Annotated in this window: 10 protein-coding genes; 4 read left to right on the plus strand and 6 right to left on the minus strand. The window is 49.6% G+C overall.

The features are described 5' to 3' along the window. Positions 1 to 750: 750 nt before the first annotated feature. Complete coding sequence (locus tag ACXAFR_RS05495; RefSeq protein ID WP_475173366.1) at positions 751 to 2193, plus strand: GMC oxidoreductase; 1443 nt, start codon at positions 751 to 753, stop codon at positions 2191 to 2193. Further along, positions 2193 to 2615, plus strand: coding sequence for a hypothetical protein (locus ACXAFR_RS05500; protein WP_475173371.1), 423 nt, complete (start codon positions 2193 to 2195; stop codon positions 2613 to 2615). Before ACXAFR_RS05495 ends, ACXAFR_RS05500 begins: the two co-directional genes overlap by 1 nt. A gap of 21 nt (positions 2616 to 2636) precedes the next feature. Here ACXAFR_RS05500 and ACXAFR_RS05505 read toward each other — a convergent pair whose 3' ends face one another. From ACXAFR_RS05505 to ACXAFR_RS05515, 3 genes are read right to left on the minus strand one after another with little or no spacing between them, the layout of a single operon-like run. Beyond that, the gene (locus tag ACXAFR_RS05505) at positions 2637 to 3395 is read right to left on the minus strand and encodes a polysaccharide deacetylase family protein (RefSeq protein WP_475173920.1); all 759 of its coding nucleotides are present in this window, start codon (positions 3393 to 3395) and stop codon (positions 2637 to 2639) included. Continuing rightward, positions 3364 to 4530, minus strand: a complete 1167-nt coding sequence (locus ACXAFR_RS05510) for a glycosyltransferase family 4 protein (protein ID WP_475173373.1) — start codon at positions 4528 to 4530, stop codon at positions 3364 to 3366. The genes ACXAFR_RS05505 and ACXAFR_RS05510 overlap by 32 nt, the downstream gene beginning before the upstream one ends. Beyond that, the gene (locus ACXAFR_RS05515) at positions 4527 to 5699 is read right to left on the minus strand and encodes a sulfotransferase (protein ID WP_475173377.1); all 1173 of its coding nucleotides are present in this window, start codon (positions 5697 to 5699) and stop codon (positions 4527 to 4529) included. The genes ACXAFR_RS05510 and ACXAFR_RS05515 overlap by 4 nt, the downstream gene beginning before the upstream one ends. A gap of 169 nt (positions 5700 to 5868) precedes the next feature. Between ACXAFR_RS05515 and ACXAFR_RS05520 the strand changes: the two genes are divergently transcribed. After that, complete coding sequence (locus ACXAFR_RS05520) at positions 5869 to 6996, plus strand: PA0069 family radical SAM protein (RefSeq protein WP_475173380.1); 1128 nt, start codon at positions 5869 to 5871, stop codon at positions 6994 to 6996. A 15-nt stretch (positions 6997 to 7011) separates the two neighbouring features. On the opposite strand, the gene ACXAFR_RS05525 is transcribed toward ACXAFR_RS05520, so the two are convergent. From ACXAFR_RS05525 to ACXAFR_RS05535, 3 genes are all read right to left on the minus strand, one after another. Further along, positions 7012 to 9198, minus strand: coding sequence for a TonB-dependent receptor plug domain-containing protein (locus ACXAFR_RS05525; RefSeq protein WP_475173384.1), 2187 nt, complete (start codon positions 9196 to 9198; stop codon positions 7012 to 7014). A gap of 96 nt (positions 9199 to 9294) precedes the next feature. Further along, positions 9295 to 9822 (minus strand): response regulator transcription factor, encoded by a 528-nt coding sequence (locus ACXAFR_RS05530; protein ID WP_475173390.1) that lies wholly within the window; start codon positions 9820 to 9822, stop codon positions 9295 to 9297. Further along, positions 9803 to 11125 (minus strand): sensor histidine kinase, encoded by a 1323-nt coding sequence (locus tag ACXAFR_RS05535; RefSeq protein WP_475173393.1) that lies wholly within the window; start codon positions 11123 to 11125, stop codon positions 9803 to 9805. The genes ACXAFR_RS05530 and ACXAFR_RS05535 overlap by 20 nt, the downstream gene beginning before the upstream one ends. A gap of 291 nt (positions 11126 to 11416) precedes the next feature. Here ACXAFR_RS05535 and ACXAFR_RS05540 point away from each other — a divergent pair, with 291 nt between their 5' ends. Continuing rightward, positions 11417 to 12457 (plus strand): SMP-30/gluconolactonase/LRE family protein, encoded by a 1041-nt coding sequence (locus ACXAFR_RS05540; protein ID WP_475173400.1) that lies wholly within the window; start codon positions 11417 to 11419, stop codon positions 12455 to 12457. Positions 12458 to 12499: the final 42 nt, after the last annotated feature.

The raw sequence follows: 12499 nt of genomic DNA on the forward strand, positions 1-12499 counted from the left end.
GGCCATAAAGCTTGTCCGTCTTAAAGGAGTGTATAAAGTTCTGTGGCGTTAGCACAGGTGGGACGGAGGGTGTTGAAATTTCCATAGTTGTGCTCCTTATGGCGTGAGGTTCGAGTTGACATCCATTTCAACGGTATAGGGTAAATATGATCTGTTTGGAACTGAGCTAAACTTAATGAAAAGCGGCGACCGAGGCCACGACTGTGTTTCGAAAATGTAACGAGGTTCACAGCACACACCAATTAAGCTTTTCTAAACTTATCTAAGCGTATGAGATGTAAATGTTTTATCATTTGCTTACACTTATTGATGTTGAGTGGTTTGTTGCGCCAGCTGGCTTTCGCTCTAAAATGTGCATATGAACTTTTGCTGAGCTCGTCTGTCGTGGCATTATTGATTAAAGCCATATAATGATGTGTTAAATATCAAGCAGGTTAGTTTGTGTTTCTTAAGGAAATCTTAAGCCGCACCTGGCGATAAAGGATGGTTGTAATCAGTGCCAGATACTTACCGGCAAAGGAATGCCGCGTCATCGAGCCACTTCCGTTTGGACCCGGCGCATAAAGCGTTTTATAGTTGAATACGATAGAATTCGGCGCGGTCGCCTGTGCGCCAATATTTTGACATTTGCGGCGAGCTGCAAGTGTAAACAAAACCCTAAATAAAGTGCGGATACTTAAAGGTCCGAGCACTAATGAATCGTTTTATTTTTCGCATTCTTTTTAAGAGTGCTTTGTAGAGTGATTAGTCATGGCATTGATTAATAAAGAGCAGCTGACGAACAGTTATGACCTCGTCGCTGTTGGATCCGGATTTGGCAATCTGTTTTTTTTGCATGGATATCTGCAGCGTTTTCCTCAAGCCAAAATTTTGGTGATTGAAAGGGGCGGGTATTTCAGCCGTAACTGGCAGCTTAATCACCAGCAAAATTCCGAGCAGGATTTCAGTAAAACTTTTACGAATTTGACTCCGGGAAAACCCTGGTCATTCAATATAGGTTTTGGTGGCGGCACCAATTGTTGGTGGAGTCTTTCTCCGCGATTTATGCCTGACAGCATGAAGATGCAAACAAACTATGGCATCGGTATGGATTGGCCCATCAGTTACGATGACATCGCTGATTACTATACCCAGGCTGAACGATTTATGGATATCTCTGGGCCTGCAGATCTTAGTGTTGTCTATCCCCATTTAGAGGGGTATCCGTTGCCCGCGCACAATTTAAGCTCGGTCGATAAGATAATGAAGGCCAGTCAGCCAGACCTTCATTTTAGTGTTCCTCAGGCGCGGGCTTCCGTCAGTACGTCAAAGCGGGCGCAATGCTGTCAGACGAACAAGTGCAATCTGTGTCCAATCAACGCGAAATTTTCCTGGTATAACGGATTTGAACACTTGGTTGATTCGCCTCAGATTGACATTCTTCCTCTTGCGGAGGTTCGCACACTGGAGTTGGCCAACGACCGGGTCACCGGTGTGAATTTCGTTGTCGAGGGCGAAGAGCGTCGCGTAAAAGGTGATATGGTTTCTTTGGGTGCCAATGCGATTCACAGTCCAGCGATATTATTGCGTTCAGGAGACACTTCGCCCGCGGTAGGACATTATCTGCACGAAAAACACGGCGCGATTTATGAAGTCAAACTCGATGGCGTCGACAATTTTGACGGCAGCGCACTCGTCACCGGTATGAACTTGTCGTTGGCAACAGGAGATTTCAAACGGTCTGCGGCGGCGACACACCTGTATTTCTGTAACCATTGGCATTATCACGGTATGCGGGAAATTCCAGGGCGCTGGCGCCAAACCCTGGCTCTAGATGCCTATTTTGAAACGATCCCTTTGTATGAAAATCACGTGTCCCTGGATGAGTCAGGTAATGTTCTGGTTAGCCATGGCGAGCCAGCGCCTTATACCGTGGCCGGTATTGAGAAGTTGGAGCAGTCTTTACCGGAAATATTGTCGCCACTTCCCGTTGAATCGATTCAGCGGACTGGTACCCATGAAACCCTACACCATATTCAAGGTACTTTGAGGATGGGAACTGATCCAGAGTTGTCGGTGACGGATTCCCGGGGAATTCATCATCGCTATCGTAACTTGCAGATTGTTGGTAGTTCTCTTTGGTCCAGCTGTGGGTTGGTTAATCCGAGCCTGACAATTGCGGCTCTTTCCTTACGTTCTGCGGAGTTGTTGTAATGAAACGTCGGACATTACTTTTAGGTGCGGCGGGTGTCGGCGTTGCCGTTGCTGCGCCAGTGGCTTACTTCAATGATAATTACAATGGCGTTATCGTTAAGCTCATTAAGCGAAAATTGCCTGATGCACGTTTCGACGATGAATCGCTGCAGGCATACGAAGCTGAGATATTGAGCGAGTATGCCAGTTGGGACAAAGGTCGACGTATGCTCAGTAAGTATAATGCGGCCTTGACGCTTGGGGTTGAGCCGACAGTGTTTCTCGACGCAGAAACAGTTGAGCGGTTTGAACGCAAAATGATGACACACTACTTGCTCGGCAGTAACTATTTTCGCCTCCACAACGAGGATGTGCCGTTGACTTATTTTGGTCGTCACGAGATCTGTCCCAACCCATTTGCCATCACGGTTTCTATGTCTTAAAAACGGCCTACAGTACGCTGTTTAGTACAGGCGTAAAGCTGTTGTGTTGCTGTCAAAAAATCGTTGATAGGAGATTGCGGTTCCTCCGGACGAGAGGACGGAATCTAGACTTTTTGACAGTCTTAATTCTGTATCAAATGGATGTATGGCTATCCGCAATGGTGAAGGTGTCGACGCTTGCCACAGGTTGAATGCATTCCAGATGCGGCAGCCGATTGCATTGATTGAGGTTTTGGCTTCGAACCCAAGCATAGGTAAGTGCTGAAAATTGCCGTTTCGACATTGCCAGAGGCCTGTTAACGTTTCGATGGCTGCAATTGGGAGCGACGACATTGAGAGCTTTCGGGGAAAGCCTAGCGCCCAAGCCGGTGGCACGTAGAGACTTGGTGAAGGGAGGTCGTTTGCCGCAAACCAGTTGATGCAGCGAAGAATAAGGTCGGATTCTTCTTCTGCAGAGGTTAACGACAAATGCTCGGCCACTGGGCCAGAGATCGTCCAGCTGTGCAGGCGATGGTAGATTCCGCGTATGTACGGCGCTTTGTGCGTCCAGCCATGGCCGGCCAGTTCACAACCTCTCGTTACCAGCGTCTGTAATTTGGATATGTCTTGCTCATTCCAATTGAGGCCAGGAACCACGAGTAAGGTGGCAGGCAGAAGAGCCTCGTGTTCCAGTCGGTTGACCAGCGCGATCACGCGATCCAGCGTCTGCGGCATAACATCATGGATTGAAACCAGGAGTTGCCGGTCATCAAACCCGTTGATAAGCCGACTCCGGTTGATCTATGTGTACCGTTTGAAGCCAGAGATCCAGACTGCGATGATTGAGTTGGCAAGCGGCTTGTCGTGCCGCGAGGGCTCGACCAGCAAGGGTCTCCGCTGGAGAGGTTAAAATGTCGTTCAGCAATTGAGGCAGTTCGTCTGGCTTCGAAAATTGGTACAGATGCCGAGCTAATTCAGGCCAGTCTACAATGCCACAGGCATCGGATACGATAACCAGCCTCTGTCTCGCCATCGCTTCGAGAGCAACGGTGCCAAATGCCTCTAGCTTAGATGGCAAAATCAACAGGTCACTGTTGTCCATTTCTTCGAGAAGTTTCTGTCGGGGCAGCCAACCCATATAGGTGACATTATCAAGTCGCTGATCGGCATGGGCTACCTCTTTGCGCAGAGGGCCGTCGCCGACGATAATAAATTCCAGGTCGGGAAACCTGGCCGCGGTATCGAGAATCAGGTCGATGCGTTTCTCCGGTGAAAGCCGACCGGCGAACAGAATTCTTTTGGGCGTCGTTCGCAGCGGTGTCACGGGGAGATGTAAGGCATCTTCGGGAAGCAGGGTGCCCATAATGCCTGTTGCCCGGGCGCCGAGCTCTTCTGCAAGATTACGCATTCCATCAGAGTTGGCGAGAACCAAGTCGCCAAACTTAAATTGTATTTTGTTCGCAATATCGAAATAAAAGCGACTGAAGCCACGCAGCAGCCGGTTGTGATAGAGATCGGTAACACCGGAATAGTGTGTGTGAAAACCGACAATGAGCTGACAGCGGTACTGTTTGGCAAGCAGGGCTCCGAGAATACCATAGGGACCTGGCGTCGCTACAACCACCGTTGTTGGTCGTATTTCTCGGAACAAGCGATAGAATTTCGCCGGTGACGGTAGCCAAATGTTTTGTGTGGCGTCACCGGGCAGGGGAAATCTCAACCATGTTTTTTTATCTGCGCAGGGGCAGTGCAGTGTGACAGCATGCTGATGATCTCGCAGTTGGTCCATTAAATCCCGATAGTAGGACCCAACGCCATTGCGATCAGGTAATGAGTCTGAAATGATCAGTATGTTTCCAGTTGAGGAATTCTCCTGAAAGAGATTATCCGTTTTTTGTCGCAGTCTGAATAACGAGTCTTTCAGAGCTTGTGTCATTGCTGGGTACCTAAGCGTGTATTTGGAGAATGGCGCTCCAGCATTTGCACGGCATTGGCAAATTGTCTGCGAACCTCTTTTGCGTTCAGGCCAAAATCTTCGAGTTGATAACAGTGTGCGGATCGCCAGCGCTGGGATTTCAAATCGGCATCTCTAAGAAAATTGCCGTAATCTCGATCAATGGTGAGGTTTAAATGAGCCAGCGTGGCGTGTAACGTTTGAAGCAGCTGTTCTCTAAGGTCGGATTGATCCAGTACAACACATGCGTTCGGGTGTTGTTCTATGACCTGAGCCAAATGTTGATAGTAGTAAGCCATCAGAGAGACGAAAACATCATTGAGGCAGTCGCTGTCTCTCTGTAATCCGAATAGCCGCCAGGCCGGTTTTAGAGAGCTAAGTTGCGATGGGACACTTTGTTCAGGAGCTCGCATCGTGGCGATTATATGGGCGCCAGGAAATGTGCGTAGTAGTTCGTTAGCCATTCCGGGAAAGGAGGCGTTTTTAGAGAGAAATCGACGCTGGGGTCCAAAGACGTAAAGGTGCTTTTGGACGCACGCTCTGTAAAAGCCAAGCACTTTACGTCGATGCTTTTCCGGGGTGTGAGTGTCGAGGCGAGCAATATCCCATAGCCAGGTTGCTTTAGGTAGTGGAATGGTCAGCAAGAAGCAGGCGGTTAGCGGAATCAGCACCAGAAAGTCTTCTTCTGGATCAAGTAAGCTCAAGCGGTGAATGTCGGCTGTTTTTTCAGCGAGCTTTCCTTCCACCCAATCCATAACTCGAGCCAGTGGGCGACCACAAAATCGATCCAGTGCTGCGATGCCAAGAAACAACTTTCTCTGGCTCACGGACAGTGCAAACAGACATTCCCAGAGAGAAAACGTACTTAGTTCACTGTGACGTGCGAGCACCCGGTGCAAGTGAGTGGTGCCTGTTCGAGGCGGACCGACGAGAAAAATCGGGTTGGTGATCGGCTGCTTGCGGTAGCGTGGAAACAGCAATTCATCCAAAAGCAAACCAGCGAGATGCCAAAGCATCCAAAGGATGTAAATCGGTAAGAGTGAGAGCAGTAATAGTGAACCATACCAGCGGCGGCGTCCCATTAAGGGATCGGTCAGTACGATAGCGATCAGCCTTAGATGACGAGCAATGACTAAGAGGTAGAAGTTCAAATTACCATCCCATAACCTTGAGTGGCGCGGGTCTCGCGCCGCAGTCCTCGATTTTGACCATGGTAGGCGCTCATTGAGACAGTTTTGTGACTGTTTGGGGCTAGCTGCCGCTTGCATCTGAAGAACGACTTCGTTACTGTATATAAAAACAGTATTGGCGGGGTGAGTGATGAGGACGCGGGATTGGATAACTGACGGCACCATCGACGGAGACACTTGTCGAGTCGACATTCCATTTGCTGATTTTTTCCGCGCACCTGTGAAGGGGCGGGGAAGCAGTTCGGATTTGCCTGGCCGTTTTGCCCGCCAAATCATCACCCGGGACATTGATGCCCCGATAGACAAGCCAAAAACACAGCTTCGCCAAGAGACGGCAAAGTCGATCATCAGTCGTAACCAATCCCCTGACGTTCCCTTTAATCTTTCCATAAACCCCTACCGTGGCTGCGAGCACGGTTGTGTTTATTGTTTTGCTCGACCAACCCATGCCTATTTGGATTTGTCACCGGGCATCGATTTTGAAACACAGCTCACCGTGAAGCGCAATGCAGCGGAATTGTTTGCCAAGTCGTTACGTAGCCCCTCTTATCGTTGTGAGCCTATTGCCCTGGGCGTTAATACAGACGCTTATCAGCCCGTTGAAAAAGAGGAGGGGGTGGTCAGGAGTATTTTGGAGGTTGCACTGGCGCATCAGCAACCGCTGACCATTATTACGAAGAGTCGATTGATCTTGCGAGACACGGATCTGCTGGAGAAGCTGGCGGCGCAGAATCTGGTGCATGTCGCTGTGAGTGTGACGACGCTGGACAATGATTTGAAGCGTATCATGGAGCCTCGAGCAGCCAGTCCGATGGCAAGATTGGAGGTGATTCGTGCGTTGACGGATGCAGGTGTCCCGGTCGGTACTCTGGTGGCTCCGGTTATTCCTCTGATTAATGATCAGGAGATTGAGGAGATTCTAACCGCCGTGGCAGAGGCGGGGTCGGTCAGTGCCGGTTATGTGTTGTTGCGATTGCCGAACGAAGTCTTACCGCTTTTTGTTGATTGGTTGAAACAGCATTTTCCCGATCGTGTTAAACATATTTTGAGCCGTTTGCGGGATATGCGAGGCGGGCAGCTTTATGAGAATGAATTTGGTCGGCGCATGTCCGGACGTGGGATTTTCGCTGACCTTTTACGTCAGCGTTTTTCGCTCGCGTTGCGTAAATCCGGTATGGCCCATCGTGAAATGCCGAGCTTAAACACCTCAGCATTTCAGGTTCCAGTCGGTCGTGGTCAACAAATGTCATTGTTGTGAATTTGGCGTGTGCTCTTAGAATCGGTAGACAGCTCCTAAGGTTGCCTGCCGCCCCATCCCTGGTAGCGCCGAAAATGCGCCGTCGGCGCCAGCATCGAGCCAGCCCGCATAGTAGACTCCTCCGAGAGGCTCTTCGTAGTCTTTATCCAGTAAATTCTCGATACCGATAGACAGCGAGAGTGGCCCCATCGCTAAGGTGGAATGTAAGTTGACCAAGGTATAAGAATTGGTCTCCGGCTCCATACGTATTGGATCGACGTGATCTTTGGTGTCTGTCCAGGCGATTTGTAGATCGCTGTGTAGGTTATTCCAATGGTGGTTTAATGTCAGATCAAGTTTTAGAGGGGATATTTGATAGAGGTCACTGCCGTTTTTGCGTTTGGCACGGGTATATGACAGCGAGCTGCTAAGGCTCAATTGACCGAATTCCTGATGTTCGACAAGACGCCTTTCGCCGCTCATATCAACACCGTAAAATTCTGCATCCACATTGGCGAATTGCAGCCGTGGGCGGGTCAGACTTGCAGAGTTGCGCGGGTTGAAGGTGCCGATTTGAGTGGCATCGATAAAGTCATCCACATAGGTGTAGTAGGGTGTGAGTGAGAGTTTCCAGTCGCCTTCCTGCTCACTGTTGAGTGATACAGTTGCATTTAAGGTATGGGCGATTTCCGGATTCAGATCCATGTCGCCAACGTAGGCATTCGCATCACCGTACCAACCCACCATGGTCATGGCCATGGTGCTGACACCCCAGGAGTAGCGCTCATAGAGATTGGGCGAGCGAGACTTGCGGCCATAGCCGAGTTCGAGACTGGCGCGGTCGCTCATTTGATAGCGGGCTTGCAAGGTGATATCGATGTTATCGTCTCGTCGCTTGCGGTCCCGGTTATTGAATGTCTCAGCAGCTGCAACGTTGGAGGTGGACATATCCATGCCGCCCATCGACATTCCGCCACCCATGGACATTTCAGATGTTGTGTATGGCTGTACGGTGCCAGTATCGGTCACCACGTGTTCATAGCGAATTCCGGCTTGAATTTGCCAGTAGCTGTTGAGCTCTTGCTCCCATTCACTGTAGAGGGAATAGCGCGTGCGCTCACCGTCATTGATATTAATGTAGTCGTTCGGTCCCATCATCATCGAGCCTTCAACGGCAGGCCAGTAATCGTCGAGAGTGAAACGGTGAATTTCTTGGCCGAGGGTGAGTCGGCCGCTGTCAGTGACGGGAATTTCTGCTTTAAGTTTGTATCCCAGATCCTCGCCTTCTGTCAGCATGGGCATGGTGCCAGGCTTTTCGTCGGTGAAAAATCCCATTTCATGATCAACTCCCTGCCAGAAAACCCGAGCATCGAAGGTTCCCCAAGTGGCTTGCGTACGCAGGCGTAGGTTGACGCTGTCACTGGTGTTATCAGTCATATCCATATACTGGTTGGGAAAGCCCTGGTAGGGAATTTCCTGGTGTCCGAGTTTGAGAGTTAATTCGGTGTCCTGCTGACGATAGCCCAGTATCAGAGAATGATTTTCACTTTTGTAGAGTGTGTCGAGAACCTTGTCACCGTTGCCATCGCGATAGCTTTCAGCTTTATCATAGGCGCCGTTGTAGGCCACGCTGAAAGTTTCGTTGGCCAGGTGAGCTTTGGCTGTAATGCCGTCGCCACGGGTGTTGGTGCTGTAGTAATACCCAAGCTCTGCTCCGGTCTCCAGGTTTCCAGAATCGCTCGCGTAGTGAGTTTGTGTCGCATCAATCACGATGGTTCCGGCGATGCTATCGCCGCCCATGCTGACGGGCGTAATTCCCGCAAGGGTGTCGATGGCAACGACCTGACTGGCGTCCAGATAGGATAGGGAGGGATTCATATGGTTGGCGCAAGCAGAGGTGGTTTCAGCGCCGTCTAGCAATACTTTCACTCGGTCATCGTTCATGCCTCTCAAGACCGGAAGGCTTGCCACTCCTCCTGAGCGATAGAAGTCGATACCCGGATCGCGAAGCAAGTCCGCGACGGCTCCCGCGCGTTTCGTTGGATGTTCCGGATGTCCTTCAACCTCAACCTGTTCGAGTGTCTCCGTTTGCGGGTTGCTACCATCAGCGCCATAAGTAAGGCTCGACGTTGCGAGAGCTATGGCGAACGTCAGGGATTTTTTGATCAGTGATTTATGAAAAGAGACGTTCGTAGAGTGACGGTGTGAGCGATTATCGGTCATTGTTGTGGGGTATCCTTTTCTGAGCGGCGCCATAATACCTTTGGCGGGACTCCCCTTGGATGCGACATATGGTCGCAGTTGGTATCTCGTTGAGTGTTAATCGATGGTGTGGCGTTTCTTCAATTTCCGTTGCAAGGTACGACGATGCATTTTAAGTTGTCTTGCTGCGGCGGAAATGTTCCCGCCGTTATCGTCTAGCGCTTTTTGAATGGCCTCGTGTTCTTGAGCTTTTAGCGAGGGACGTTGAATGTCTGCCGGTTCTTCGTTGTTAGGTGGTTCTTCAGGTGTGTTGAACGCCGCTAAAATGTCCTCCAGAGAGCAAGGCTTGGTGAGAAAGTCGATGGCGCCCAATTTCATCGCTTGAACGGCGGTTCTTATGGTCCCATAGCCACTGAGTATGACAATAGGCGCGCGCGTGACGGCGGATATTTCACTGATTAATTGCAGGGAGGTGTCATTGCCAATTTTGAGATCCAGCAAAATACGATGGGCATTACTGTTTGGAAGCGCCGTGCGGAATGATGCAATCTCAGCGTGGTGCTCGACATCGTAGCCACAGCGAACCAAACCTCGAGTGGTTACTCGAGCCAGAGCCTGATCATCTTCAAGATACAGAATTTTCATAAGCTTGCTGGTCAAAATAAGGTTGATGTGTAGCAGGTAAGGCAATGTTTACTAGGACGGTCATTGTATGAAACTCTGTATCGACATCCGTTGCGGTCATACTGACACTGCCGCCGAGTTTTTCGATGGTGCTATTGGCTAGAAACGAACCTATCCCGAGGCCTAAATTCTTTTCAGAGGCATGGGGCTTGCCCCATCGCTCTATCAGCTGTTCTTGACTCAGCGAAGTGGAGTTACGGATGTTGATTAATAGATATTCAGCAGATTTTTGAAAGCCAACGTGGACCTGATCGTCACTGGATTCAAGAGCGTTATTGATCAAGTTAATGATGGCGTAACGAAGCAGAGTGGAAGACGAAAACATCAAGTTGGGCGGCGCTTGATTGTCAAACTCCAGTTTATGATCCGGTAACTGCAAGGCGTAGTGGTCTTTGAGTTCTTCCATTAAGGTCGCTGATGTTTGGTCTACCACGTCGAGTTCCTGATTAACGGCGACCTGGGATAGGTTGTGAATCGCCGTTCGACAACGTCGGATTTGCTCTTTCATGATATCCAAATCTTCTTTGTCCTGAACACTTAGATGCGGATTTTGTTCAAGTTCATTTGTCATCAATGTGAGGGTTGATAAAGGCGTCGCAAGCTCATGGACTGTGGTTGCAGAAAGCGTTGCCATTCCAATAATCTGTTCGTTTTTCAAGTTGGTTTCACGAATCCGACCGATTTCCTGCTGTTGCCGTTTAAGCGTCGACACCAGGCTGGTAATTGACAGACAGATTAAACTTGCGCTGAGGACATAATTTACCCACATGCCCATCAGATGGGTTTGGTAGTCGCTGGATAGGTGCTGAAAGTGATCGCTGACACCTCGCCACAGAAGTAATGTATAGAAGACTATGCTTAGCGTGCAAATTGAGGCAGCGAGCTTTTTCGATAGCAGTAGCGAAGCCAGTGCGACGGTGACCAAGTAATAGTAGATAAACGGGTTTGATGCACCTCCGGCACTTGCGGCTGCAAGGAAAATCCATCCAGTATCGATCAGGAGTTCGCGTAGATCTGGTTTCAAATGACGTTGCAACCAGGGGATAAGCAGTACCGCCAATGACCATCCCGCCACCAGTGTAAGGGCGATATGAATGGGCTCAAGCAGCCTTGGATCATCCATTTCGGATGTTGTTGCTGCGGGCCAGAGTTGCTGAACAATCAGCACCAGCAAGACCAAAAGCAGGCGTAAGCATGCAATTGCCTTAACGGTTGCGGGAAGATTTAAATCCGTCGGCTTCAAGGGGGCTCGTATCAAGCGCATATGATTCGTCATCTACTGTTTGGCGCGGGCGAGGAATGGTTTTTCTTAAGCTGATGGCGATTTAACGGCAGTTGTCAGTAGCTGTCAAAGCGAGGCACCCCCGGACGTTAATTCTGCCTTTAATCGGTTAGGACTTACATGGCGCGGGTTTCTGGGGGGTAGTACTTTTTTCTTAACTTGGCGGCGAGGTCTTCGTTTAACCGCTCTTGGCTGGCGCCGATTTACCCTTCTTAGCCGAACGATTGCCCCGGACTCAACTAAACTTTACCGGTTAAACGGTTGGTTGTGGTTATGTTGCGCGGGTTGTTAATCATTTTTTTGATTTTTGGGTCTCTGCTAATTTTACGATGCAGTAGTGTTGATGAAGTCGCGAAGTCGGAGCCTGGTGTAGGTGAGTTTGTTGGCAAGCTTGAACTCAATGAGCCGCAACAATTGACTGTGCTCTTTGATTCAAACGTGCAGGCGCAAGTGCTTGCCAATGGTTTCGGATGGACCGAAGGCCCTGTCTGGTGGCCTCAAAGCGAATCCCTGCTTTTTTCCGATATCCCGGGAAACAAAATCTACCAGTGGCAATCCGATGGTCGTACAGGCATTTTGATCGATCACTCCGGAAGTAGCGACTTATCGACAGAAGGACCTATTGGTGGTTCCAATGGATTGGCATTGGATCACGACGGCAATCTGCTAATTTGTCAGCACGGTGATCGCCGAATTGCCAGCTTATCCCTGCCATTACAGACCGGGGTGCCGGTTTTTCATTCGGTGATTGATCGATTTGAGGGAAAGCGTCTGAACAGCCCGAATGATCTAATCGTAAGTCGCAATGGGGATATCTATTTTACCGATCCAACGTTCGGACTACCTGGTGGCCAAAGTGATCCCAACAGAGAGCTCGATTTTCAAGGTGTTTTCCGCTTGAGCTCCGAGGGTCAGTTGACTCTGATCGATGATCAGCTCAGCGCTCCGAATGGCATCGCTTTATCGCCAGATGAGAAAACACTCTATGTTTCTAATGCCGATAAACAAGCCGCTTACTGGTATGCTTATCGTTTAGAGTCCCAAGGCCAAGGCATCAGCCGTCGTTTGCTGGCTGACGCGACGGACGTGGTTGGCAATGGTAAATCTGGGTTACCTGATGGAATGGTTGTCGATCGTGAAGGAACAATCTTCGCATCAGGGCCTGGTGGAGTTTGGATATTTGCAAACGATGGCAAGCTATTGGGCAAATTTAAAACCGGCACCGCAGTGGGTAATTTAACCTTTGATGCATCGCAGACCAATTTGTATATTGCTGCCGATTCACGAATTTTGCGTATACCGGTGAAAAGATAGCTTTCGTAACCTAATATCAGTTAGGTTTATATATAGGTGTCC

It is taken from the genome of Pseudomaricurvus sp. ABR4_320 (genome assembly GCF_056159445.1).